Here is a 24603-nt window from a genome sequence, read left to right on the forward strand (position 1 = left end):
GAGCCCGTGCACGGGACCTGGTGTCCGCCCGGCGGCCGGATCTGCGCGGCGGCCGCCGGTCCGGGCTCAGCGGCGGAGCGCCCCCGACTTGGGCAGTTCACAGCCGGCCTGGCTCAGGTCCAGCTTGTTGCCGGCGACGAAGCACTGCGGGATGCCGTAGGTCTCCTCGGCGTAGTTGGTGCCCTGGTGCACGGTGACGTTGCCGCTCTCGTCCACCTCGCACGGGTTGTTGACGGTGCACTGCTCGCCGTCCTCGTTGCCCGTGTTGTTGATGGCCGCGACCTTGCCGGTGGCGTTGTCGATCACCGGCGAGCCGGAGGTGCCGCCGATGGTCTGGCACTCCGGGGTGTAGCGGACCGAGTCCTTCCAGGTCCAGTCACCCTCCTTGAGGTTGTGCACGAACCCGTCGATGTTGCAGGAGTAGGTCTTCTTCCAGTAACCGGAGACGACCGTGATCGCGTTCCCCTGCACAGGGTGACTGGTGGCCAGCTCCAGCGGCTTGATGTTGAACTTCTGCTGGATCTGGGCGTAGGTGGAGCTGGTCTGGTAGAGCGTGACGTCGGTGTCGGTCATCGTCGAGTACGCGACCTTGGTGGCCTTGATCGTGCCCAGCTGATTGGCCGACGCGCCGAGCACGGTGAAGCTGCGACTGGACGGCTGGTCGACGATGACCTCACCCGGTCCGGGCATCCCGGTCTCCAGGCAGTGACCGTTGGTCATCACCAGGGCCGGGTCGTTCGCCTGCGAGGTGGGCATCCGGACGATCGAGCCCGAGCAGTTGCTCAGCGCGACCGTACCGGCGAAGTTCACCGCCTTGGCTTTGCTCTTCGCCTTCGACTGGAGCTGTACCTCGGCGCCCGTACCGTGCGCCGCCGCGCCTCTCTGTGCCGACGGGGCCGCCGTTATGACGCGGTCCGGGTGCGCCGACTTCCCGGGAAGGGGGGCGGCGCCGGCGCTTCCGGCGGTGCCCACCAGGGCTGCGGCGCCCAGCACGGCCGTGGCCAGGGTGCCGACGAGAGGTCGATTCATGTGGGGGTCCTCTCACGCTTCCGTCACCGAAGATCCTTGATGTTCCTTCGGTTTTGTCGTGCGCATTGTTGGTGCCGGAGCGCCGCGAGGCAATGAAGTTACCCGAATCGGCAGTAACTTGACGGATTCATGACCATCGCCGATGACCCGTTCGGCGGCTTGCGGCCGATTCCGTACGGCTGTACGAGTGACGGTCTGGCCCCGGCACGCGGTCCACCCGCCGGTCCGCCCGCCGTACGGCAACGGGCACGGCGATGTCGTAGGCGCGTGCCGCGCGTCCTCCGGTTTCTCCACGGCGATGCCCCGCCGTCCTGACGGATGACGGGGCATCGCCGATAAGCGGAAGCGGGGTCAGACGCCGGTGAACCCGTCACGCCGGACAGCCGAGACGAACGCGGCCCAGACACCGGGCCCGAAGCGGAGCGCGGGGCCGTCCGGGTGCTTCGAGTCACGGACGGGGACGGCGCCGGCAGTCGCCACTGAGGCGGGGGACCACTCGACGCAGTTGCCGCCGTCTTGGTTGATGCGCTTCTGCACAGGTGGGAGGCGATGGGAAGAGACCATCGGGGACAGCCTGACAGCCAGGACAACAGACCGTGTGTAGCCCCGTTCGTGCTTCGTGAGGCAGACCGAACGGTAGCTACGGTCCGCGATGAACGATGTCTGGTTATGGCGAGAACTGACGTCAGGCTTCGCGATTGTCGCGGCCTTTGACGGTGAGGGTGCCGCCGACGCGGACGGCACCGTACTGGTCGCTGTGGCAGTGCCCGGCGCAGATCACGAGGCGTCGAACGACCTTTGCGCGAGGTTGAATACAACCCAAACTGCGAACCTCTCCGAGGTCAGCCAGGTGCCAGACTTTGGCGACGCCTGCTACTGCTCGTAGGTCCAGGCGCGGCCGGTCTGGCGGTACTGCTCGACGGGGATGGGGTCGGTTCCGGGCCGCATCCGCGCGGTGTAGAGCATGCCGTCGAGGTGGTCGATCTCGTGGTGGACCAGGCGGGCGAGGCCGCGCTGGTAGGTGGTGGTCAGGGTTTGACCGTCCAGCGTGGTGGTCTCCACGGTGATCCGCAGCGGCCGGGGGACCATGCCACGGACGTCGAAGAGGGACAGTCAGCCCTCGAACTGTTCGTCCGCTTCATCCGAGCGCTCGGTGATGCGGGGGGTTGAGCAGAATGACCGGGGGAGCGGCGGCGTCGGCGGGCCGGACGACGGCAGCGGCCCAGGTCCGGGTCGAAGACGCTAATACCCTTCTGCACGGGTGCGGCTTTCAGCAACATCTCGAAGGAGTGCTGAAGGTGCAGAAGTACCTTCGTCTCTCGCCAACGGTCGTGCGGCGAGTTGAATGCCTCGGCCGCCGCGACCGTCGAAGAGACGGCCTTCTCCTTGAGGACGCGAGCTTCTTGCCTCAGTCTCACTCGCAGCCCCCACGTTCCAGAAGCACCAGACAGTTGATGTCGTGATATTCCCTTCCTGGGCGTCGAGCATCGGGCGTCCTTGATGGCCGCTCAGCTGTAAGCGAGCGCCCGGAAGGCGTTGCGCACTTCAGTCAGGGGCTGTCGGTCGCGGGTGAAGTAGAGCTTGTTGGTCAGCAGTACGGCCCACCGGCTTTGACGGGGTGAGATCCACATGCCGGTTCCAGTGAATCCGTAGTGGACCCATACATCGTCGGACTGGACGGTTCCGGGCGCGGTGTGCCAGAACAGGCCGCGCACAGGTGTCAAGTTGCCGGTTTGCACGGTCAGTGACGTTGCGGTCCAGCAGCGGCCGAAGCCGGGGGGCTCCGGTGCGGTACTCGTGTCCAGCATGTACCGCAGGAGGGCGGCGAGATCGTCGAGCACGGTGAAGGTTCCGGCGATACCGCAGATGCCGCCCAGCAGGCGTGCGGAGAAGTCGTGGGCGGTTCCCTTGAGGTGAGTGTCGGTATCTCGATCAAGTTCGGTCGGGGCACAGCGGGCCGCGATGCTGTCCGGTAGTGGGCCGAATCGAGTGGTGTGCATGCCCAGGGGCCGCCAGACGCGCACGGTGGCCAGATCGTCGAGGGTTCGGCCAGAGAGGTGTTCGGCAAGGTAGCCAAGAATAAGGGCGGCCCGGTCGGTGTACTCGACGGCCTCGGCTGGTGGCCGGTGGAGTTGCTCGTGCAGGACGCCTCGACGGATGTCCTCCTTGTTGGTGCCGTAAAGGTTCTTCAGCTGGGCCCTCAGGGGAAGGCCAGCTGTGTGCGTCAACAGCTGCCGGGCGGTAGCGGTGCCGATGGGGTGGCCGGAGACCTCCGGCCAGAAGCTGCCCAGTGGCTGGTCCAGGTCGAGGACACCGTCTTCCCACAGAGCGCCGATGGTTGACCAAACGGCGAGGATCTTGGTGAGGCTGGCGGCATCGAAGACGGTGTCGGCGCGCATCGGCACGTCCGGCTCGTCGGGATCGAGGACACCAGTGGTGCCTTGGGCGCGGATGCCATTGGCGTCGCCGACGGCCCACACGGCGCCGGGGTACACCTTGTCGCGGACGCCCTCGTCGAGCAGGGCTTTGATGCGGTCGATGTCGTACGTCATGGTCTCCTTCTTCGCCGGGGCGTCCCGCCGGCCAGCGTAGTGACGTTCACGGAGAGGGCCGGGAAGCGGCGTGGCGGACCGCTTGAAGGGCTGTTCAGGCGAGTTGGCGGCCGAGCTCGGTTAGAGACCGAGCGGTCGCCGAGAGCGGATAGCGCGCGGCGTTCGCGTAGCCCGCCTGCCGTAGGGCGGGCAACAAGCCGGGGAAGGTACGCAGCCGGTCGAGGTCACGGGCCAGGGCGGCAGAGTGGGTGAAGTCGGTGGCAACGCCAGAGGCGGCCAGGGCTTCGCTGAGGCCAGGAACGGGTTGGTAGAGGACGGGCAGCCCGCAGGCTTGGGCCTCCAGCGCGACCAGGCCCATGGCCTCCAGGGTGGTGGACGGCAGGGCCAGTACGTCGTGCTCGGTGAAGGCTCTCCACAGCTGTGGACGGCGGAGCCAGCCGAGATAGCGGGCCCGCACGCCGGCCCGCTGGAGCAGCGGGGGCAGGGCGCGGAACTGGTCTCTGGGGGCGGCGACGCTCAGCTCGACGCCCGGAATGGGCGCCAGGCCGGTGATGAGACGCTCGACCCCCTTCTCGGATGTCAGCCGTCCTGCGTACAGGACTCGCAGATGGCTGGTTGACGTGCGGGCGGGCCGGGCCGGTGGATCAGTGAGCAGATGGTCGGGGATGCCCCACGGGATGTGGATGACCTTGCGGCGATCTGTTTGCGGGGCGAGTTTGAGCAGGTGATCGGCCATGGCGCCGGTGGATACCACGATTGCGTCGGCGGCCCTCGCTGTCTCGCGCAGCACCTGGAGCTGGTCGCGGTGGGCTTCGGCAAACAGCAGGTCGGTACCGTGAACCATCGCGATCCTCGGGTGTGCCGGAAGTGCCCGGAGTAGCGCGGGGGTGGCGCCGAACGCGAGATGGTGCAAGTGCAGAACGCCGATCTGCGCCGGATCGATCGCTGTCACCAGGGCCCGGCGCAGGGTTGCCACGTAGCGACTGAAGCCGGCGCCTTCCAGGCACTTCCCGGACACGGCGAGCAGGTCGAGGCCCGATGGGAGGCGTGGTCTGGGGCCTGCGGGCGCCAGCATGAAGGCCCGCGCCGGGATGAGTGGATCGTCGCCGGTATAGAGATCGAGGAAGAGCTCGACGCTGCCGCCGGGGCTACCGGCCGGAAGGTCCAGGAAGGTAGCGGTCAGAGGGCCCGCAGTTGGGCGAACGACGGACTTCACAAAGCTCCTTGGGGGATCTCTTCGTACAGGCGGGAGATGTCGATGCCGTTCGTCGCCGCGTACTTGGCGCGTTGTTCTTGGTAACTGGCCGGGCTGCCGGCAGTGGTGAGGAAGACGAGCTTGCCGAAGGTCATCCCCGGATAGACACGGGCGGGCTTGGCGACACGAATCTCCAAGGTCCAGCGGATCGCGTGACCCTGGTGGCCGAGCGGGGCGGAGACGTGGACCCAGATGCCCAGCGCGCCGGTGGTGCGGTTCCCGTTGAGTAGCTGTGCGTACGTTTCCGAGCCGGTCTTCTCCAGAGTGATGCCGAGGTAGAGCACTCCGGGCTTCAGAACCAAGCCGGAACTGGGGATGGGGTGTTCGGTGAAGGCGGTGCGGGTGGCGGCGTCCAGGTCGCCGTCACAGATGCGGATCGTGTCGCCCAGCCGCCAGTCGTAGGCGTTGGGTGAGATCCGCGCGGGCTCGTAGGGGGAGATGGTGATCTCTCCCGTGCTGACGGCAGCGACGATGGCTGGACCCGTGAGAATCACGAGGCCACTGCCTGGATGCGTGCAGCGTCCTGCCAGTAGCGGGAGGACTGGGGGCCATCGGCTCCCTGGTACTTGCCGCGATACAGGTCGACGTCACCGGTGGAGACGAAGAACATGATCTGCCCGATCTTCATGCCCGCGTACACCCGTAGCGGGCGGATGGGCGAGAGCATCAAGGTCCACTGACCGTGGAAGCCGATATCGCCGATCGGCGCGGTGATCTCGACGAACAGGCCGAGGCGTCCGACCGAGGAGCGGCCGAAGAGCAGGGGAACGAAGATGTCCGAGCCGACCTCCTCCACGGTGTGGCCGAGGTACAGCTCGCCGGGCTGCAGGACGAATCCGTCCTCGCCGATCAGGATCGAGCGCGTGGGATTCGTCTGGTGGGCGTCGATCACCTTGGCGGCATACGTCAGCAAGGTCGGACCGAGGCGGACGTTGTAGCTGTTGGGGTTCGTCTGGTCCGGGGTGAAGGGAGTGATCCGTAAGCGCCCGTTTGCCACGGCAGCCTTGATCTCAGGTCCGGTGAGGATCATTACTGGCCTCCTTCTTGGGAGTCGGCGGAGCTGGGAAGCGAGGTGGTCAGGACATGGCTTACGGCTTGACGAAGGTGTACGCCTGCTTGATGAGTTCGCCCGCCGAGGTAGCTGTCGGCGAGGTAGTCGGTGGTCAGCACGGTTCGGATCGCCGGGGGAAGAGGCGCAGGGGCGACGACCAGGGGGCCGACGAGTTCGGTGAGATGGTCGAGCAGCTTGCCGTGGCCCTGGACGTGCTGCTCGGGGAGGAAGGCATGCACGAGCTGGTTGCCGAAGGGCTCGATGGCCAGCAGGTCGCCGAGGGTCAGCGTGGCGCCGAGTGACACGGGACGCAGGGCGGTCTCGTTGAGGATGACCGCGTCAGCGCCGAGGCCGGAGTGCAGTCGGCCGGCGATCTCTTCGAGAAGTCTGCGGCGATCCAAGGGCGCATCGCGGAGGCGCTCGTCCACAGCGCCGATGGGGCTTCTCAGCCGCAGTCCGATGGCTGAGATCTTCTCCATCAGCGAGGTGAGTTCGTGAGGAACGGAATGGGCATCGGGAAAGGACCCGATGCGGGCGCCCCACCCACTGCCGACAGGCTCGGCGGCGGCGTATCCGACACCGAGTTCGCGGCCCTTGACCACGAGGGTGTCGCCGACGTGCACGGGGCCGAAGCTGTCGCTGTGGCAGTGCCCGGCGAAGATGACATCGGCGCGCGGGCAGGCTGCGGCCAGCTTCAGGTCCTCCTCGAAGCCGGAGTGGGACAGCACCATCCACGCGTCGGCGCGGTGGTGGTTCTCCTGCATCACTTCGTGCAGAGCCTGGGCCGGGTTGCTGATGCGGTGGTCGGCGCGCTGGTCGGCAGGGATGGCGTTGAACGCCTGCGGGCCCATCATCGCGGTGACAGCGACCCGCCGTCCGCCGACGTGCTGGATGCGTACGCGGTCGAAGAGTGGCGTGCCACTGTCATCGGTCGTGTTCGCGCACACCGTCATCCGGTGCAGCTGCGGCTCGAAGTAGTGCGGCCACCCGTGGTTTCCGGGCGCGAGCAGGTCGTACAGGGTGGTGAGGACTTCGCACTCGATGCGTCCCTCGCCGAGGTGGTAGTAGCCGCTCCCCTCGAAGAAGTCTCCGCAGTCCACGATCAGGCTGTCGGGCCTCGCAGCGTGGAGGTGGGCGAGCATCGGAGCGGCCGAGTCGAAGGCGGAGTGGACGTCGGTCGTCGCGATGATCTGCCGCAGTTGCCGGTTCACGGGATCACCTCGCAGATGTCGGCTCCGAGGGCGTGCAGCTTGACGGGCAGGTCGGCGTGGCCGCGCCGGAGCTGTTCGAGGCCGCCGAGGGTGGTCACGCCGCGAGCGGTGAGGCCGGCGATGAGCAGGGCGGAACCCGTGCGGATGTCGGTGGCCTCCACTCCGGCACCGGTCAGCTGCTGCGGTCCGGCGAAGCGGCACTGTGTGGGCGACAACTCGTCGATCGTGGCTCCGAGGCGGCCCAGCTGGGGCAGCAGGTTGCGGTGGCGACCGGGGTTGATGTCGTCGGCGAACAGGTGTGTGCCGGGCAAGGTGAGGGCCAGGGCCAGCAGCGCGGGCTCGAAGTCCGCGTCCAGGCCGCCGGGGGACAGAGAGGCAATGGCTCGCAGCGGTCGGCCGGTGGGCTGAGCGTCCTGGGCCTGCACGGTGAGGGTGCCGTCCTCGGCGTCGGCGGGAATGCCGAGCCGGCGCAGCGCGGTGATCAGGGGGGTGATGTCGTCGCGGTGTACGCCGAGGATGTGCGCGTTGCCGCCTGTTACCGCGACTGCGCAGGCCAGGGTGCCCGCTTCGATCTTGTCGCCAGGCACCCGCCACGCGATCTCCTCGCCGGAATCGGATCGAGGCGGCTGAAGGGTAAGGACAGCCTCGCTGACCCGACACTCCCACCCGGAGTTCCTCAACGCCTCTACGACACTGAGCACTTCGGGCGACAGATTCGGTTGGCCCAGTCGCAGCGGCCGTCGGGCGACGACCGTACGCAGGACAGCGGCGATGCTCGCTCCGCGAGACCGGAAGGGGAGCATGATCGATACCGTCCCGCGTCCGCCAGTGGCTGCTTCCACGAGGTAGCCGCGGTCGTCGACGGTCGAGCGGTCACCGAACCGCTCGTACACCTTGAAGTGCTGCTCCATCCCACGTTCCCCGATGGCGCAGCCGCCCGGCCACGGCAAACGGGCCCTTCCGTAGGCGCCGAGAAGTGCCGGGACCAGGTAGTACGAGGCCCTGATACGCGCAGCGACCTCGGGTTCGGGATCCGGCCGTTGCTTGTCGCTCGGCAGGATCACCGTGGTGTGTGGATCGCTGACCGGGCGGGCCGCGTGCCAGCCGGACTGCTGGAGGAGGGTGAGCATCGTTCCGACATCCGTGTTGGCCGGGACGTTGCTCAGGTGCACCGGGCGGTGCATGGCTGCGGCGGCGGCCAGCAGGGGCAGGGCCGCGTTCTTCGACCCGTCGACGGTCACGGCCCCGGCGAGCGGAACGCTCGGGCGCACGGCGACCACTTCTGCGGCGACTGGGGGAACTCGTACGGCTGGCAACAGTCAGCTCCTCATCTGGGGCATGTGTGTTGCGACGGTTGGAAGCGGAGCGCTGAGATCGAGCTCGGCCCAGCAGCGCTTACCGGAAGGCAGCGGGTCGAATCCGTGGCGGTCGGCGAGCGCGGCGACGAGAAACAGGCCGCGTCCGTTTTCCTCTTCCGCGTCCGGCAGGCCGACTTCCGGGATGTCGAAGCTGGTATCGATCACGGCGATCCGTAGCGCCTCGTCGCTGAGGTAGGCGCCGGCTGTGATCGGTCCTTTGTGTGCGTGCCGTACCGCGTTGGTGATCAGCTCCGAGGCCACCGACACAGCCGCATCCAGGAGTGCAGGTCCGAAAGCGGCACCCCATTCCCGTATCTCCTCGGCAATTTGCCGGCGCGCCGACGCGGCGCCGGCAGGCGTGCCGGGGACGGGAATCCGGATGTGGTGCGCTTCCATGAGCGGCCTCCTGATTGGTTCGGCCACTCCACGTAACCGCCGGACGGACCTCGCGAACCAGGGCGTGTGCGGGTGCTGCATCGTCTATGCAGGAGCTGCATCACGGTGCACTGCCAGTCCCCTTACGCTCGGTTGGGAAGGCAGGATCGGCGACGGCGGGAGGAGCCGTGGCACAGATGGCCGAAGAGCACAGCGAAGCGAGACGGTTCGGTGAAGTGATCCGTCAGGCCCGCGTATTACAGCGACGTTCGCAGAGGGAAGTCGCCTCCGCCCTGGGCTATCACCAGTCCAAGGTGAGCCGCCTGGAAGGCGGCAGGGGCACGGACGACATCCGTATGCTGCGCGAGGTCTCGCGCGTGCTGGCGATTCCGCCCCACCGCCTCGGCCTCGCCGCCACCTCGGACATCAGCCACTCCGAACCCGAGACAGAGGACATGCACCGCCGTACCGTTCTCGCCGCCGGCATCGCCGCGCTCGCGGCACCGACCCTCCCCAGCAGCACCCATCAGGACCTGGTCCAGTCCCTGCTGCCTGGAACAGCCCGTGTGACCGCCGAACAGGTGCCGGATCTCCAGAGCATGCGAGACCAAGTCGCGGGTGTACGACGTCTCTTCTGCACCTGCGATTACACGAAGCTGGAAGGCACGCTGCCCGTCCTGATCGGGCAGTTACGGCAGGCCATCAGCGACAGTCCCGGATCGAGCGACCTGTCCGGGCTCCTCGCCACGGCGTACCAGACCTCGGCGAGCCTGCTGCTCAAGCAGAGCGACCAGGGCAATGCCTGGCTCGCGGTCGGACGCGCCATGGCCGAGGCCGAACGCTCCGGCGATCCCGTCGTCCTCGCCTCCAGCGTCCGGGTTCACGCCCACGCCCTGGCACGTGACAGCCACACCGCTCAGGCCGTCGCCCTCGTCCGGCACACCGCCGACCAGCTCACGGGCTCGTACGACCAGCGCTCCCCGAAGTACCTAGCGGCACTCGGACTGCTGCTTCTGCGCGGGGTCACCGCCGCCAGCAGCGGCGGCGACCGCTCCGCCACCCGGGACTTCCTCACCGAGGCGAAGGAAGTCGCCCGCTACGTGGCACTCGACAGTCCCGACGCCTGGGCCAACTTCAGTCCGACCAACGTCGCCTTGCACGGACTCAGCGCGGCCGTCGTGTTCGGTGACGCGGGCGTCGCCCTGGACACCGCCCGGCCTCTCATGCGCCGCCACATCCCCGTCCCCGAGCGTCGTGCCGCCCTGTGGATCGAGGTCGGCCGCGCCTACAGCCAGCAGGGCCGCCTGGAGGACGGCTACCAAGCCCTTCGCATCGCAGAAAGCTGCGCGGCCCAGGATATCCGCCGACCGGCCGTCCGTGAGCTGGTGGCCGACATGGCCGCCCGCGACCGCCGACGTACGCTGCCTGAACTGCACCGCTTCAGCCGTCAACTGGGAGTCCCCGCGTGAGTGATCAGCCGGTCCGGCAGACCAAGAAGCCCTTCCTCTACGTCGTCGTGTGCGCCTCCGGCATCGCCGGCGAAGTCGGCATCCTGATCACCGCGGCCCAGGAGGCGAACTGGGATGTGGGCGTCGTCGCCACCCCGCAGGCCCTCGGCTTCATAGACGCCGAGGCGGTCGAGGCACAGACCGGCTACCCGATCCGCTCGGGCTGGCGCTCGCCCGGCGACCCACGCCCGCTGCCGCCCGCCGACGCCATCGCGGTGGCCCCGGCCACCTTCAACACGATCAACAAATGGGCCGCCGGGATCTCGGACACTCTGGCGCTGGGCATCCTGTGCGAGGCGTACGGCTTCGGCATCCCTACCGCAGTCATGCCCTACCTGAACTCGGCACAGGCCGCCCACCCCGCATACAGCCAGAGCCTGGAGCGGCTGCGCGAGATGGGCGTCCTGATCGGTTCGTACGAGCTTCACAAGCCGAAGGCCGGCGGTGGGGCGGCCCAGTACCGCTGGGAAGAGGCGCTGGAGCTGCTTACTCCCAAGCTGTCCGCACCGGCCTGATCAGCGTCGCCGTGCTGGCGGGGCCTGCGGCGGCGGAGGGGCTGCTGCTCGGTGGATAGGGGCGGCACCACGTTGCGTGGTGCTGCGCGCCTTGGCCGTCTGAGCGCGGATGAGCCCGCCGTACCCGTACCGCCCCGCGGTCCGTCCGTACGCGCGAAGGTGCCCGGTCCAGGGGAGAGGACCGGGCACCACCCGCTGCCCGAAAGGCCGGCCGTGCGGCTAGACGACCAGGCTCACCAGTGCCGCCACCGCGAACCCGGCGACCGAGAGGACCGACTCCAGTACGGTCCAGGACTTCAGGGTGTCGCGTTCCGAGATGCCGAAGTACTTCGACACCATCCAGAAGCCGCCGTCGTTCACGTGCGAGGCGAAGATCGAGCCGGCCGAGATCGCCATGATGATCAGCGCCAGATGGGGCTGGGACATGCCCTGGCCCTCGACGAGCGGCAGGACGATACCGGCCGTGGTGACGATGGCGACGGTGGCCGAGCCCTGGGCGACGCGCAGGACGACGGAGAGCAGCCAGGCCAGGACGATGACCGGGAGGCCGACGTTGTGGAAGGTGTCGGAGAGGGCGCCGGCGACGCCGCTGCCCTTGAGGACCGCGCCGAAGATCCCGCCGGCGCCGACGACCAGGAGGATGTTGCCGACCGGCTTGAGCGAGGAGGTGGAGACCGTCTCCAGGGACTTGCGGGACCAGCCGCGGCGGATGCCCAGCAGGTAGTACGAGAGCAGCAGGGCGATCGTCAGGGCGACGAAGGGGTTGCCGAAGAACTCGACCACCGAGCGGAAGGTGGAGGGGTCCAGGGCGATGGAGGAGAACGTCGCCAGCAGGATGAGCACCAGCGGTGTGCCGATGATGGCGAGGACGGTGCCCAGCGGGACCGGCTTCTCATGCGGCTTGACGCCGGCCGCGGCCTGTTCGGCGGCGACCGCGGCGCGGGCCTCCTCGGCGGCCTCGACCATGTCCTGCGGGACCTCGACGAAGATCCGCTTGCCGATCCAGGCGGCGTACCCCCAGGCCGCGAGGACGGCCGGGATACCGCAGATGATGCCCATCAGGATGACCCAGCCGAGGTCCACCTTGAAGAGACCGGCGGCGGCGACCGGGCCGGGGTGCGGCGGCAGGAAGGCGTGGGTCATGGACAGACCCGCCAGCAGCGGCATGCAGTAGAGGATGATCGACTTGCCGGACCGCTTGGCCGCGGCGTAGACGATCGGCGCGAGGACGAAGATGCCGACGTCGAAGAAGACCGGGATACCGAAGATCAGGCCGGTCAGGCCCATCGCGAGCGGGGCGCGCTTCTCCCCGAAGAGGTTCAGGAGCCGGGCGGAGAGCACCTCCGCGCCGCCGGAGACCTCCAGGATCGCGCCGAGCATGGTGCCCAGGCCGATGATGATCGCGACGTGTCCGAGGATGCCGCCCATCCCGGACTCGATCATCGAGACGACGTCGGACTTCTGGACGGTGCCGAAGAGTTCGGTGACCGACAGCCCGGCGCCGAGGCCGACGACGATGGAGACGCCGAGCAGCGCCACGAAGGGCTGGAGCCTGACCTTGATGATCAGGAAGAGCAGGAGGGCGATGCCCAGGGCGGCGACGGTGAGCAGTCCGGCCGTGCCCGGTATCAGGGCGAGCAGTCCGCCGGTGTGCGGTGGCGGGGCGGTGGGGGCCGCGGCAGCGAGGAACACGAGGTGACTCCGTTGTCAGTCAGAGAATTTCCAGGCAGGGGGGACCGCGGCACGGCGCCCCGTCGGTACGGGGCGCCGCGCCGTGCGGCATTCGGTGCGCTTGCGGTGGCGCTAACGGCAGGCGGGGCAAGGGGGCCGGAGCCTCAGCTCAGGACCGCGAGGGCGTCGATCTCGATGAGCAGGCCCTTGGGCAGGCCGACGTAGACGGTCGTCCGGGCGGCGGGCGCCTCCTTGAGGCCCGCGGCCTCGAAGTAGGCGTTGTAGATCTCGTTCATCTCGGCGAAGTGGTCGACGTCGGTGAGGTAGACGCGCATCATCATCACGTCGTCCCAGCTCGCGCCGCCCTCTTCGAGGATGGCCTGGACGTTGGCGAAGGTCTGGAGGGTCTGCTCGCGCAGCGTGGGTCCGGCCGGGGTGGGGGCCTGGCCCTCGACGGCGGGGAGGAAGCCGACCTGCCCGGCGACCTGAAGGATGTTGCCCTTCTTGACGCCGTGCGAGAACTTCGCGGGCGGGGTGGTGTGGGTGGCCGGGGTGAGCGCGGTCTTCTCGGTCATGGGTTCAGGCTTCCTGTGCGGGACCAGCGGAGGGCTGGGGGATGGCGGTACCGGAGTATTCCCGGCTGATGGTGTCGGCGGTGCGGCGTACCAGCGGGAGCAGGGTGAGGAGTTCATCGGCGGTGACCACGACGTTCGGTGCGGAGACCGACATGGCGGCGACCAGGCGTCCGTCCGCGCCCCGGATGGGGGCCCCGATGCAGTTGATGGACTCCTCGTGGCCACCGAGGTCGGTGGCCCAGCCCTGTTCGCGGACCTTGGCGAGTTCGGCCAGGAAGGCCGCGGCGCTGGGGGTCGAACGGGGCGTGTAGAGGGGGTAGTCGAGCCTCTCCGCGAGGGCGCGGCGCTCGGGTTCCGACAGGTCGGCGAGGAGCAGCTTGGCGACCGCGGCGACCGTGATGGCGACGGGTTTGCCGATCCGGGAGTACATCCGGACGGGATAGCGGCTCTCCACCTTGTCGATGTAGAGGACCTCGTTCTCCTCGTAGACCGCGAGATGGACGGTGTGTCCGCACTTCTCGTTGAGGGCGACGAGGTGGGGGTGGGCGATCTCGCGGACGTCGAGGTTCTCGACGGCTTCCTGGGCGAGCGCGAACAGCCGGGCGCCGAGGCGGTAGCGCTGGTCGGGCTGGCGGTAGACGATGCCGTGCTCGTGCAGCGTGCGCAGCAGGCGCAGGGCGGTGGACTTGTGCACGCCGAGCCGGACCGAGACCTGTTCGAGGTTGGCCGGTCCCTCCGCGAGCAGCGGCAGGATGCTCAGTGCCCGGTCGACTGTCTGGCTCATGACCGGACCTCGCCGTGCTCGGCCGGGCGCGCCGCGGCGGCGCGCCTGTTCCTGGTTCGTTCGCTTCGCTCGTTCACTGTGCCGGTACCTCCACCCGTGCGGTGCGCACCCCGTCGGTCGTCCAGCCGGGGCCGAGTCGCAGTGTGCCCCAGTCCGCGGAATCGAGGGCGGCCAGGCCGTCGGCCAGGGCGCGGGAGGGTGGGGTGCCGAGGTCGCCGGGGACGGTGAGGGAGGCGGCGGCCATCAGGTGGCCGTGCCGGATCCGGGCGAAGACGGGCAGCGCGCGGAGGGTGGCGGAGAGGAAGCCGGCGGCGAAGGCGTCACCGGCGCCGACCGGGGCGACGACCTCGACGGCCAGGGCGGGGGCGGTGGTGACGGTGTCGGTGCCGTCCTCCTGGCGGGCGTAGACGGTGGCGCCCTCGGCACCCTGCTTGATGACGAGGGTGGCCGGTTCGGGCAGCGCGGCGCGGACGGCGGCCGGGCCGTGCAGGTCCCAGGCGGCCGCGGCCTCGTCCTCGCCGACGAAGACCAGATCGCAGCCGCGGGCGAGGTCCAGCAGGACGCCGGGGCCCTGGGCCGGGTCGCGCCAGAGGCTGACGCGGTAGTTGACGTCGAAGGAGACGAGGGGGCGGCCCGGGGTGCGCCGGGTGAGGGTGCGCAGGACGTCGAGGCAGCCGTCGGAGAGGGCCGCGGTGATGCCGGTGAGGTGCACGATGCGGGTGCCGCGCAGGGCGTCGGCGTCGAGCAGGCCGGGGGTCATGGCGGAGGCGGCGGATCCGGCGCGGTAGTAGACGACTTCGGCGCGGCCGGGCTCCTCGCCCGCGACACCGGTGGCGCGCTCGCCCGCGGTGCGGAAGTAGATGCCGGTGGGGCGCCGGGGGTCGCGCTGGACGTGCGAGACATCGACGCCGTGGCCGGCGATGGTGGCCAGGAGGTGGTCGCCGAAGCCGTCGGTGCCGACGCGGGAGACCCAGCGGGCGGTGTGGCCGGTGCGGGCCAGCGCGCAGGCGACGTTGGACTCGGCGCCGCCGATGTCGCGATCGAAGGAGGGGACGTCCGCGAGGCGGCCGGGCCGGGAGGGCAGGAAGGTGACCATGGACTCGCCGAGACAGACGACGTCGACGTCCGGGCCGACGGTGTCGCTGACGTTCGAGGACCTGGTCACGATCTGTTGCGCTCCTTTGCTGTGCCGCCGTTGTACCGGCGGGCGGGTTCGCACGATGCTTGCCGCGGGGTGCCGCGCCCGGCCCGTCGCCGGGTCCGGGCCGGTTTCCACGATGTTCGTCCGATGTTCGGCGCCTGGTCCGACGGTTTTCTCACCATTGACCCGGTGCTGGCTCGGATGTTAGACAGCTATAAGCGATATACGCAATGGGCGTTGCACAGAATGCAACAAGATCTTTGAGGAGGCCCCCATGGCCGTCGAGCGGCTCGCGGACGGACTCGCCAGCGAACGGGTCGATCACCGCTTCAAGGCCCTCCCCCCGGACGCCGAGGGCCGGACCGTCGGCGAACTGGCCGCCGAGCGCCGCAACCTCTTCCGGGACGGGTTCACCACCCCCGTCCTGGCCCTCTCCGCCGAGTCGGTCGAGCACAACCTCGCCCTCATGGAGAGCTACTCGGCCCACCACCGCCTGGCCTTCGCCCCGCACGGCAAGACCTCCATGGCACCACAGCTCTTCGACCGCCAGCTGGCGCACGGCGCCTGGGGCATCACCGCCGCCGTCCCCACCCACGTCCGCGTCTACCGCGCCTACGGCATCCAGCGGATCTTCCTGGCCAACGAGGTGGTGGACGCCGCCGCGCTGCGCTGGCTCGCCGCCGAACTCGACGCCGACCCGGACTTCCGCTTCATCTGCTACGTCGACTCGCTGCGCGGTATCGAGCTGATGGACGCGGCCCTGCGCGCGGCCGGGGCCCGCCGCCCGGTGGACGTCGTGATCGAACTGGGCGCGGGCGACGGCGCCCGCACCGGCGCCCGTACCGAGGCCGAATGCCGCGCACTCGCCGACGCCCTCGCGGAGACGGACACCCTGCGGCTGGTCGGCGTCGCCGGCTACGAGGGCGAAGTGCCCGACGCCACACCCGAGCGGGTGCTGGCCTGGCTGCGCCGACTGCTCGCGCTGGCCGTGGAGTTCGACGGCGCGGGCCGGTTCGCCGGGATCGACGAGATCGTGCTCAGCGCCGGCGGCAGCGCCTGGTTCGACGCGGTCGCCGACGTCTTCGCCGAGGTTCCGGAGCTGTCCACGCCGGTTCTCAAGCTGCTGCGCTCGGGCGCGTACATCTCGCACGACGACGGCCACTACCGCCACCTCACCCCCTTCAACCGGGTACCGGAGGAGGGCGCCCTCCAGCCCGCCTTCCGCCTCTGGGCGCAGGTCGTCTCCCGGCCCTCCCCCGGGCAGGCGTTCCTCAACGCGGGCAAGCGCGACGCGGCGTACGACCTCGATCTGCCCACCGCCCAGGTCGTCCGCTCCGGCCGGGACGGCACCGTGCGCCCCGCGGCCGGTATCACCGTCACCGGCCTGTCCGACCAGCACACCTGGATCGCGACCGAGGCCGCCGGGGATCTGGAGGTCGGCGACTGGGTCGGCATGGGCCTGTCGCACCCCTGCACGTCCTTCGACAAATGGCAGCTGATCCCGCTGGTCGAGGCCGACGGCACGGTCACGGACTACCTCCGCACGTTCTTCTAGGCGCACGGGCGTCCCGGGGCGGGGGCCCCGTCCCGGGACGCCGGACGCCCCGCCCCGCCGCGTGCGCGCGGCCACCCCGCACCGGCCCCACGAAAGGCAGCCCCAGCCATGGACACCGTGTTCCGCGACGTACGCGTCATCGACGGATCCGGCGGTCCGTCCTACCGCGCCGATGTCGCACTCGCCGACGGCCGGATAGCCGAGATCCACCGCGAGACGGACGGCGGCCCGCGCCCGAGCGCCGCCCGCGTGGTGGCGGCGGACGGCCTCGCCCTCTCCCCCGGCTTCATCGATATGCACGCGCACAGCGATCTCGCGCTGCTCCGCGACCCGTCGCACGAGGCGAAGGCCGCCCAGGGCGTCACCCTCGAAGTCATCGGCCAGGACGGCCTGTCGTACGCGCCCGTCGACGACACCACCCTCGCCGAGGTCCGCGCGCAGATCACCGGCTGGAACGGCAGCGGACCCGGCAGCACCGACATCGACTTCGACTGGCGCACCGTCGGCGAGTACCTGGACCGCCTCGACCACGGCTTCGACGGCGACGGCATCGCCGTCAACGCCGCCTACCTCATCCCGCAGGGCACCGTCCGGATGCTCACCGTGGGCTGGGACGACCGCCCCGCCACCGCCGACGAGATCGCCCGGATGCGGCGGCTCGTCGCCGAGGGCCTGGAGCAGGGCGCCGTCGGCCTCTCCTCCGGCCTGACCTACACCCCCGGCATGTACGCCTCCGACGCCGAACTGACCGAACTCTGCCGGGAAGTGGCCCGCTACGACGGCTACTACTGCCCGCACCACCGCTCCTACGGGGCCGGCGCCCTCCAGGCGTACGAAGAGATGGTCGCCCTCACCCGCGAGGCCGGCTGCGCCCTGCACCTCGCGCACGCCACCATGAACTTCGGCGTCAACAAGGGCCGCGCGCCCGAACTGCTCGCGCTGCTGGACCGGGCACTGGACACCGGCGCCGACATCTCCCTCGACACCTACCCGTACACCCCCGGCTGTACGACCCTGGTCGCCATGCTGCCGAGCTGGGCGAGCGAGGGCGGCCCGGAGGCGATCCTGGCGCGGCTCAAGGACGACGCGACGGCGGAACGCATCCGGCACGTCATGGAGGTCGAGGGCGCCGACGGCTGCCACGGCGTGCCGATCGAATGGGACACCATCGAGATCTCCGGCGTCAGCGACCCGGGTCTGGCGGGCTGCGTCGGCAAGACGATCGCGCGCAGCGCCGCCGAGCGCGGCGAGCGGCCGTGGGTCACCGCCCGGCGGCTGCTCGTCAACGACCGGCTGGGCTCGACGATCCTCCAGCACGTCGGCCACGAGGAGAACGTCCGGGAGATCATGCGCCACCGGGTGCACACCGGCGGCAGCGACGGCATCCTCCAGGGCTACAAACCGCACCCCCGCGCGTACGGCACCTTCCCCCAGTACCTCGGGAAGTACGTCCGCGAGCTGGGCGTCCTCACCCTTGAGGACTGCGTCGCGCACCTCACCTCCCGCCCGGCGGCCCGCCTGCGCCTGCCCGACCGCGGCCTGGTCCGCGAGGGCTACCGCGCCGACCTGGTCCTCTTCGACCCGGCGACGGTCACCGCGGAGTCGACCTTCGACGCCCCGCGCACCCTGCCGTCCGGCATCCCGCACGTCCTGATCGACGGCCGCTTCGTGATCGAGGACGGGCGCCGCACGGCGGTGCTCGCCGGCCGGTCGGTGCGCCGGACGCCGGCGCGGCGGGGCTGAGTCCCGGCGGCACCGGGCGGGGCGGTCAGTCCGCGGGCGGCGGGGCCGGCGGCGCGCCTCCGGCCCGCGGCGGCCGGGCGCGCAGCACCAGCTCGCGCAGCTGCCGGGCGTCGTTGGTCAGCGCGGCCCCCAGCTCGGCGGCCCGCTCCTCGCGTTCGGGACTCCGGCGGAAGGTGTAGAAGATCACCGGCCCGTCGTAGAGCCCTTCCGCCGCGAGCTCCGCCACCATGGTGAACCCCGCGGTGTGGTCCCGGCCCCGGCTGATGTCGGAGATCAGCAGATCGGGAGCGCGGCCGCGGAGCGCGGTCCGCGCGGCAGCGGTCTTGGACACCTGCCGCACCCGCGCGCCGAGCTCCGCCAGCATCTCCCGCTCCATGGCGTTGTTCTCCGGCCGGTCGTCCACCCACAGGATTTCCAACGTGCGCTGCGTGTACGGCAGTTGCGGGACGGACCCGGTCTGCGGCGACTGCTGTCCGTACAGGGCGGCCTGCGACTGCTGCTGTCCGTACGGCCCGGCCTGCCCGTACTGCGCAGCCTGCGGCGAGCCGCCCGGCAGGGGGTACCCGGCGGGCGGCGCCGAAGGCTCGTACTCCGGGAGCGGGAGGTCCGCCGGCCCCGGCGTCCGGGGCCGGTCCGGGGCCGGCGGTGGCGCGTACCAGGGCGCCGGGAGTTCCGGCACCTGCCACGGCCCCGGCTGCTGCGGCACGTCCGGGGGCAGGGCCGGTGACGGCCGGTACTCCCCGGGCGGCCGGGCGCCCGGCCAGGCCAGCGGCGGTCCGAACCCGGCGCCGAGGCCGTAGCCGTCCACCACCGGCGCCGGCAGCTCGCGCCAGAGCGGCTCCCACTCCGGTGACATCCGGGTCGGCGCGGCCGCGGAGCCCCGCGGGCCCTCGCGCAGCCGCAGCAGCAACTGGCCCGCGTCCGGGCGGGCGACCAGTTCGTCGACCAGCGAGGTGAACGCCGGATTGACCACCAGGTCCGGGAACTCGCGGGGTAACTGGCGCTCCAGTGCGGCCAGCACCGCGTCACCGGCCGGTCCGGGCGGCCCCGGCGGCAGCAGGTCGTAGCGCGCGAGGAAGCCCCGCACCACCTCCAGCTCCTCGGCCGGGACGCCGCCCGGCGCCGCGAGCAGCGTCCGGCGGACGGCGCGGTAGATACGGAACTCGGCCACCACATCGCCGTCCACCGTGCCGGACGGGCCGGTCATCATCCGGTAGAAGTCGGGATAGAAGTACTGGAGCAGCAGCGTGCGGATCACCGCGCCGGGTCCGAAGTCGCGCCAGACCGGGTTCAGCGTCGCCTCCAGCACGAAGCCGTTCATGAGGCGCTTGATACGCCGCGGGTTGCGCGCCGAACGCGCCACCAGCAGCTCCACCAGCGCGTCGTCCAGCAGCGGCGCCACCCCGGCGGTCCGCGCGCACCACCGGATGTAGTCCTTGACCCCCTGGCCGTCCGGCGCCGGGATCCGGTAACTGGTCTGGAAGATCTTCTCCATGAACGCCGAACCGGCCGGCGACAGGTCCCGCAGCAGCCCGTTCGGTCCCATCGCCGACCGGTCGCAGCCGATGACGAACGCCAGCCCCGGCACGTCCAGATAGACCTTCACCGCCTCGCAGACCGCCAGCACCGTCTCCTCCGAACAGCGGTCCAGGTCGTCGATGAAGACCACCAGCAGCCGGCCCGGCCGGAAGTCGTCGGTCTGCGCCCATTCCTGGACGAGGTCGCCGAGCGCGCCGCGCATCTCGTTGCGGGCCTGGGAGTCGACGGACATGCTCTTCCACAGTTCGTCGACCAGGCTCGCCACGCCCAGCGGCCCGGCGGCGACCGTGGTCAGCGCGCGGACGGCCCGCAGCAGGGCGCGCCGCTCGGTGACCCGCCGCAGACCGCGCCGGAGCACCCGCCGGTCGAAGCGCATCAGGACGGACTTGATCAGCCCCTCCAGCGCGTCGGCGCCGGTGGAGGTCCAGGCGTTGTACCAGACGGTGTGCACCGCGGGCGCCTGCCTCAGCTCCGCGTCGACCAGCCGCATCAGGCTGCTCTTGCCCATGCCCCAGCCGGCGTCGACGGCGAGGGTGAAGGGGGTGGAGGGGCGGGAGGCGGCCAGCAGCCCGGCGAGCTGGCGGGCGGCCCGGCCCGCGCCGAGCAGATCCGCCCCGGTCTCGGCCACCGGCTCGTCGTTGAGCAGGGCGAACGGCCCGTGCGGCGCGTGGCCCGCGGAAGAAGTCACTGTGTCGGCCCCCCGGTGCCGGATCGTGGGCACAAGCCGGTCGCGGCGCCCCGGCCGCCCGGAGCGTACCGCCGGAGCGGCCGGGCCCGAAGGGACTTGGGCCGACCCGCTGCGGGCCCCCGGACGCCTGGCGCGCCCACCACCCGCCCGTCCCGCCACTCACCCACCGGCCATCACACCCCGTGACGCACCACACACCATCTGCGGTCCGACGTGGGGAAGAACACCGGGCGGGTGCCGATATGCGCCCGTAAAGTGGCGGACATGCAGGTGATCCAGTCAACCAAGCTCGCCAATGTCTGTTACGAGATCCGTGGCCCGGTGCTGGAGGAGGCCATGCGGCTGGAGGCGGCGGGTCACCGCATCCTCAAGCTCAACACGGGCAACCCGGCGGCCTTCGGCTTCGACTGCCCGCCCGAGATCCTGGAGGACATCCTCCGCTCGGTCGCCACGGCCCACGGTTACGGCGATGCGAAGGGCCTGCTGTCCGCCCGCCGCGCGGTGATGCAGCACTACCAGACCAAGGGCATCGATCTCTCGGTCGACGACATCTACCTCGGCAACGGCGTCTCCGAGCTGATCCAGATGTCGATGCAGGCGCTGCTGGACAACGGCGACGAGGTGCTCGTCCCGGCCCCGGACTACCCGCTGTGGACGGCCTCGGTCTCGCTCTCCGGCGGTACGGCCGTGCACTACCGCTGCGACGAGCAGGCCGACTGGATGCCCGATCTCGCCGACATCGAGAGCAAGGTCACCGACCGCACCAAGGCCATCGTCGTCATCAACCCCAACAACCCCACGGGTGCCGTCTACGACGACGAACTGCTGCGCGGCATCGCGGAGATCGCCCGCCGCCACCAGCTGATCGTCTGCGCCGACGAGATCTACGACAAGATCCTCTACGACGGCGCCACCCACACCCCGTTCGCCTCACTCGCCCCCGATCTGCTGACGCTGACCTTCAACGGGCTGTCGAAGGCGTACCGGGTGGCGGGCTACCGCAGCGGCTGGCTGGCGGTCTGCGGCCCGAAGGCGCACGCCACCTCGTACATCGAGGGCCTGACGATCCTCGCCAATATGCGGCTGTGCGCCAACATGCCGGCCCAGCACGCCGTCGCCACCGCCCTCGGCGGCCGTCAGTCGATCAACGATCTGGTGCTCCCCGGCGGCCGGCTGCTCCAGCAGCGCGATACGGCGTACGAGCTGCTCACCCAGATCCCGGGCGTCAGCTGCGTCAAGCCGAAGGGCGCGCTGTACGCCTTCCCGCGGCTCGACCCGAAGGTCTACAAGATCAAGGACGACCGGCAGATGGTGCTGGACCTGCTGCGCGCCGAGAAGATCATGATCGTGCACGGCACCGGCTTCAACTGGCCCGAGCCCGACCACTTCCGCCTGGTCACCCTCCCCAGCAAGGACGATCTGACCGAGGCCGTCACCCGCATCGGCACCTTCCTCGACGGCTACGGCCAGCACTGACCGGCCGGCAACGGCGGTCCGGGACGGCCCCGGCCGGACGACACCGGCCCGGAAAGAGTTCTACACCCAACACAACTTTAGACAGTGTCTAAGCTAGGATGGCTTCCTAGACGTTTTCAGGAGGCCGTCCCATGTACGAACCGATCCGCACCAAGTCGGTCCACACCATGGCCGCCGCCCCGGAGATCCCGCACCGCTCCCGCGAGGAGGAGCTGGACATCCGGCTCGCCGGCCACCTCACCGCACTGCTGACCGTCACCGACGAACTGCGCGCCCTGACGCCTCACGCCGGTGCCGAGCTGACCGCTGCCGCCGACCGCATCGCCGGGCAGGTCGCGCGGCTGTCCGGCGGCCGCTCCCCGCTGCGCGCCGAACCGACCGCCGGCGGCGACCCGTCCCGCATCCCGGCCCTGCACCACCGCGCCCGCACCCTCGCCGGAAACGCCCTGGTGGTCGCCACGTCCCGGGGGAACACGGCGGCGATGACCCTGGCGGCCGAGCGCCTGGAGGCGCACAGCGCGAACCAGCCGGATCTCGCCTCGGCCTGAGGCACGGCGCCCGGCCCCTCGCTTCCGCCCCGGACGCCGACGCCGCACGGTCGGGACATACGTCCGGGGCCCCGCACTCGGTGCGGGGCCCCGGACGCAGGGTGCGCGGTGGCCGCCGGGCGGCAGCCACCGTCCACCGGTCAGCCGAGCCGCTGGACCAGCGTGCGGTACTCGTCCCACAGCTCCTTCGGCGTGTGGTCACCGAAGGTGTTGAGGTGCTCGGGGATCAGCGCCGCCTCGTCGCGCCAGATGTCCTTGTCCACGGAGAGCAGGAAGTCGAGGTCCGCGTCGGCCAGGTCGAGGCCCTCGGTGTCCAGCGAGCCCTTCGCGGGCAGGACGCCGATGGGGGTCTCGACGCCCTCGGCCGTACCCTCCAGCCGCCCGACGATCCACTTGAGCACCCGGCTGTTCTCGCCGAAGCCCGGCCATACGAAGCGGCCCGAGTCGTCCTTGCGGAACCAGTTGACGTAGTAGATCTTCGGCAGCTTGGCCTCGTCGCCCCGGGCCGCGGCGGTCTTGCCGACGTTGATCCAGTGGCCCATGTAGTCGCCCATGTTGTAGCCGCAGAACGGCAGCATGGCGAACGGGTCGCGGCGCAGCTCGCCGACCTTGCCCTCGGCCGCCGCGGTCTTCTCGCTGGCGACGTTGGCGCCGAGGAAGACGCCGTGCTGCCAGTCCCGCGACTCGGTCACCAGCGGTACGGCGCTGGCGCGGCGCCCGCCGAAGAGGATCGCCGAGATCGGCACGCCCTTGGGGTCCTCCCACTCGGGCGCGATGATCGGGCACTGGCCGGCCGGGACGGTGAAGCGGGCGTTGGGGTGCGCCGCCGGGGTCTCGGACGCGGGGGTCCAGTCGTTGCCCTTCCAGTCCGTGAGGTGGGCGGGCAGTTCCTCGGTCATGCCCTCCCACCACACGTCGCCGTCGTCGGTGAGCGCGACGTTGGTGAAGACGGAGTTGCCCCACATCGTCTTCATGGCGTTGGCGTTGGTGTGCTCGCCGGTGCCGGGCGCGACACCGAAGAAACCGGCCTCGGGGTTGATCGCGTAGAGGCGGCCGTCCTCGCCGAAGCGCATCCAGGCGATGTCGTCGCCGATCGTCTCGACCGTCCAGCCGGAGATCGTGGGCTCCAGCATCGCGAGGTTGGTCTTGCCGCAGGCGCTGGGGAACGCGGCGGCGACGTACTTGGACTCACCCTGCGGCGGGGTGAGCTTGAGGATCAGCATGTGCTCGGCGAGCCAGCCCTCGTCGCGCGCCATCACGGAGGCGATGCGCAGCGCGTAGCACTTCTTGCCCAGCAGGGCATTGCCGCCGTAGCCGGAGCCGTAGGACCAGATCTCGCGGTCCTCGGGGAAGTGCGAGATGTACTTGGTGGTGTTGCAGGGCCACGGCACATCGGCCTGGCCGTCCGCCAGGGGGGCGCCGAGGGTGTGCACCGCCTTGACGAAGAAGCCGTCGTCGCCCAGCTCGTCGAGGACCGCCTGGCCCATCCGCGTCATGGTGCGCATCGAGACGGCGACATAGGCCGAGTCGGTGATCTCCACGCCGATGGCGGAGAGCGGGGAGCCCAGCGGGCCCATACAGAACGGGACGACGTACATCGTCCGGCCGCGCATCGCGCCGCGGAAGATGCCGTCCGAGCCGGCGAAGATCTCCCGCATCTCGGCGGGGGCCTTCCAGTGGTTGGTCGGGCCCGCGTCCTCCTCCTTCTGCGAGCAGATGAAGGTACGGTCCTCCACTCGCGCGACGTCCTGGGGGTCGGAGGCGGCGTAGTACGAGTTGGGACGCTTGATGGGGTCGAGCTTCTTGAAGGTGCCCTTGTCGACGAGCTCTTCGCACAGTCGCTCGTACTCCGCCTCCGAGCCGTCACACCAGACGACCCGGTCGGGCTGGGTGATCGCCGCGATCTCATCGACCCAGGAGAGGAGGTCCTGGTGACGGGTCGGGACGGGGTTGCCCCCGGCACGGAGCCCGTCTGAGTGCTGAGGGGAGGGAGCCGCGTTGTCGCGCGCCACGATCGCTCCTAGATGAG

23 protein-coding genes are annotated in these 24603 nt (G+C 70.2%); 7 read left to right on the forward strand and 16 right to left on the reverse strand.

The genetic code is table 11. From position 1 onward, the window contains the following. Window positions 1–66: 66 nt before the first annotated feature. Window positions 67–1029, reverse strand: a complete 963-nt coding sequence (locus IH09_RS10670) for a S1 family peptidase (RefSeq protein WP_052855898.1) — start codon at window positions 1027–1029, stop codon at window positions 67–69. A 351-nt stretch (window positions 1030–1380) separates the two neighbouring features. Beyond that, the gene (locus IH09_RS10675) at window positions 1381–1593 is read right to left on the reverse strand and encodes a DUF397 domain-containing protein (protein WP_052855899.1); all 213 of its coding nucleotides are present in this window, start codon (window positions 1591–1593) and stop codon (window positions 1381–1383) included. Window positions 1594–1681: 88 nt separating this feature from the next. Here IH09_RS10675 and IH09_RS38935 point away from each other — a divergent pair, with 88 nt between their 5' ends. After that, entirely contained in the window at window positions 1682–1915 is a 234-nt protein-coding gene (locus tag IH09_RS38935; RefSeq protein ID WP_190233254.1) for a hypothetical protein, read from the forward strand. Here IH09_RS38935 and IH09_RS36920 read toward each other — a convergent pair. From IH09_RS36920 to IH09_RS10715, 8 genes are all read right to left on the reverse strand, one after another. Continuing rightward, entirely contained in the window at window positions 1903–2118 is a 216-nt protein-coding gene (locus IH09_RS36920) for a peptide deformylase (protein WP_240150866.1), read from the reverse strand. The two genes, IH09_RS38935 and IH09_RS36920, sit on opposite strands and share 13 nt — an antisense overlap. 419 nt (window positions 2119–2537) lie before the next feature. Next, window positions 2538–3581, reverse strand: a complete 1044-nt coding sequence (locus tag IH09_RS10685) for a serine hydrolase domain-containing protein (protein ID WP_052855900.1) — start codon at window positions 3579–3581, stop codon at window positions 2538–2540. Window positions 3582–3675: 94 nt separating this feature from the next. Further along, complete coding sequence (locus IH09_RS10690) at window positions 3676–4797, reverse strand: glycosyltransferase (RefSeq protein ID WP_052855901.1); 1122 nt, start codon at window positions 4795–4797, stop codon at window positions 3676–3678. Further along, window positions 4794–5330 (reverse strand): dCTP deaminase domain-containing protein, encoded by a 537-nt coding sequence (locus IH09_RS10695; RefSeq protein WP_052855902.1) that lies wholly within the window; start codon window positions 5328–5330, stop codon window positions 4794–4796. The genes IH09_RS10690 and IH09_RS10695 overlap by 4 nt, the downstream gene beginning before the upstream one ends. Then, entirely contained in the window at window positions 5327–5866 is a 540-nt protein-coding gene (gene dcd, locus IH09_RS10700) for a dCTP deaminase (RefSeq protein WP_052855903.1), read from the reverse strand. The genes IH09_RS10695 and dcd overlap by 4 nt, the downstream gene beginning before the upstream one ends. Continuing rightward, the gene (locus tag IH09_RS10705) at window positions 5866–7098 is read right to left on the reverse strand and encodes a metallophosphoesterase (protein WP_052855904.1); all 1233 of its coding nucleotides are present in this window, start codon (window positions 7096–7098) and stop codon (window positions 5866–5868) included. Before IH09_RS10705 ends, dcd begins: the two co-directional genes overlap by 1 nt. After that, window positions 7095–8378 carry a UDP-N-acetylglucosamine 1-carboxyvinyltransferase gene (locus IH09_RS10710; RefSeq protein WP_052855905.1) on the reverse strand — a complete coding sequence of 428 codons (1284 nt, stop codon included), beginning with the start codon at window positions 8376–8378 and terminating at the stop codon, window positions 7095–7097. The genes IH09_RS10705 and IH09_RS10710 overlap by 4 nt, the downstream gene beginning before the upstream one ends. A 39-nt stretch (window positions 8379–8417) precedes the next feature. Beyond that, on the reverse strand, window positions 8418–8852 hold the full coding sequence (locus IH09_RS10715; protein ID WP_052855906.1) for an ATP-binding protein: 435 nt from the start codon (window positions 8850–8852) through the stop codon (window positions 8418–8420). 176 nt (window positions 8853–9028) lie between these two features. Here IH09_RS10715 and IH09_RS10720 point away from each other — a divergent pair, with 176 nt between their 5' ends. After that, window positions 9029–10300 (forward strand): helix-turn-helix domain-containing protein, encoded by a 1272-nt coding sequence (locus IH09_RS10720; protein ID WP_110952199.1) that lies wholly within the window; start codon window positions 9029–9031, stop codon window positions 10298–10300. Continuing rightward, entirely contained in the window at window positions 10297–10854 is a 558-nt protein-coding gene (locus IH09_RS10725; protein WP_052855907.1) for a flavoprotein, read from the forward strand. The genes IH09_RS10720 and IH09_RS10725 overlap by 4 nt, the downstream gene beginning before the upstream one ends. 219 nt (window positions 10855–11073) lie before the next feature. On the opposite strand, the gene IH09_RS10730 is transcribed toward IH09_RS10725, so the two are convergent. The 4 genes from IH09_RS10730 to IH09_RS10745 all read right to left on the reverse strand — a co-directional run bounded on the left by IH09_RS10730 (window position 11074) and on the right by IH09_RS10745 (window position 14980). Continuing rightward, window positions 11074–12546: a GntP family permease gene (locus tag IH09_RS10730; protein ID WP_052855908.1), complete on the reverse strand. Its 1473-nt coding sequence runs from the start codon at window positions 12544–12546 to the stop codon at window positions 11074–11076. Window positions 12547–12689: 143 nt separating this feature from the next. Then, window positions 12690–13100, reverse strand: coding sequence for a RidA family protein (locus tag IH09_RS10735; RefSeq protein WP_052855909.1), 411 nt, complete (start codon window positions 13098–13100; stop codon window positions 12690–12692). Window positions 13101–13104: 4 nt separating this feature from the next. After that, window positions 13105–13884 carry an IclR family transcriptional regulator gene (locus IH09_RS10740; protein ID WP_052855910.1) on the reverse strand — a complete coding sequence of 260 codons (780 nt, stop codon included), beginning with the start codon at window positions 13882–13884 and terminating at the stop codon, window positions 13105–13107. Window positions 13885–13957: 73 nt separating this feature from the next. Then, a complete protein-coding gene (locus IH09_RS10745) occupies window positions 13958–14980 on the reverse strand; it encodes a sugar kinase (protein WP_052855948.1) in 1023 nt (340 codons plus the stop codon). A 319-nt stretch (window positions 14981–15299) separates the two neighbouring features. Here IH09_RS10745 and IH09_RS10750 point away from each other — a divergent pair, with 319 nt between their 5' ends. Continuing rightward, entirely contained in the window at window positions 15300–16580 is a 1281-nt protein-coding gene (locus IH09_RS10750; protein ID WP_052855911.1) for an alanine racemase, read from the forward strand. A 108-nt stretch (window positions 16581–16688) separates the two neighbouring features. Further along, on the forward strand, window positions 16689–18323 hold the full coding sequence (locus tag IH09_RS10755; RefSeq protein WP_052855912.1) for an N-acyl-D-amino-acid deacylase family protein: 1635 nt from the start codon (window positions 16689–16691) through the stop codon (window positions 18321–18323). Window positions 18324–18348: 25 nt separating this feature from the next. On the opposite strand, the gene IH09_RS10760 is transcribed toward IH09_RS10755, so the two are convergent. Further along, window positions 18349–20550 (reverse strand): P-loop NTPase fold protein, encoded by a 2202-nt coding sequence (locus IH09_RS10760; protein WP_318279424.1) that lies wholly within the window; start codon window positions 20548–20550, stop codon window positions 18349–18351. 264 nt (window positions 20551–20814) lie between these two features. Between IH09_RS10760 and IH09_RS10765 the strand changes: the two genes are divergently transcribed. Next, window positions 20815–22026 (forward strand): pyridoxal phosphate-dependent aminotransferase, encoded by a 1212-nt coding sequence (locus IH09_RS10765; protein ID WP_052855949.1) that lies wholly within the window; start codon window positions 20815–20817, stop codon window positions 22024–22026. 131 nt (window positions 22027–22157) lie between these two features. Then, window positions 22158–22574, forward strand: coding sequence for an SCO4983 family protein (locus tag IH09_RS10770; RefSeq protein WP_052855913.1), 417 nt, complete (start codon window positions 22158–22160; stop codon window positions 22572–22574). A gap of 140 nt (window positions 22575–22714) precedes the next feature. Here IH09_RS10770 and IH09_RS10775 read toward each other — a convergent pair whose 3' ends face one another. After that, the gene (locus IH09_RS10775; RefSeq protein ID WP_052855914.1) at window positions 22715–24586 is read right to left on the reverse strand and encodes a phosphoenolpyruvate carboxykinase (GTP); all 1872 of its coding nucleotides are present in this window, start codon (window positions 24584–24586) and stop codon (window positions 22715–22717) included. Window positions 24587–24603: the final 17 nt, after the last annotated feature.

Source organism: Streptomyces celluloflavus (genome assembly GCA_000720995.1).
GTDB classification, from domain to species: Bacteria; Actinomycetota; Actinomycetes; order Streptomycetales; family Streptomycetaceae; genus Streptomyces; species Streptomyces celluloflavus.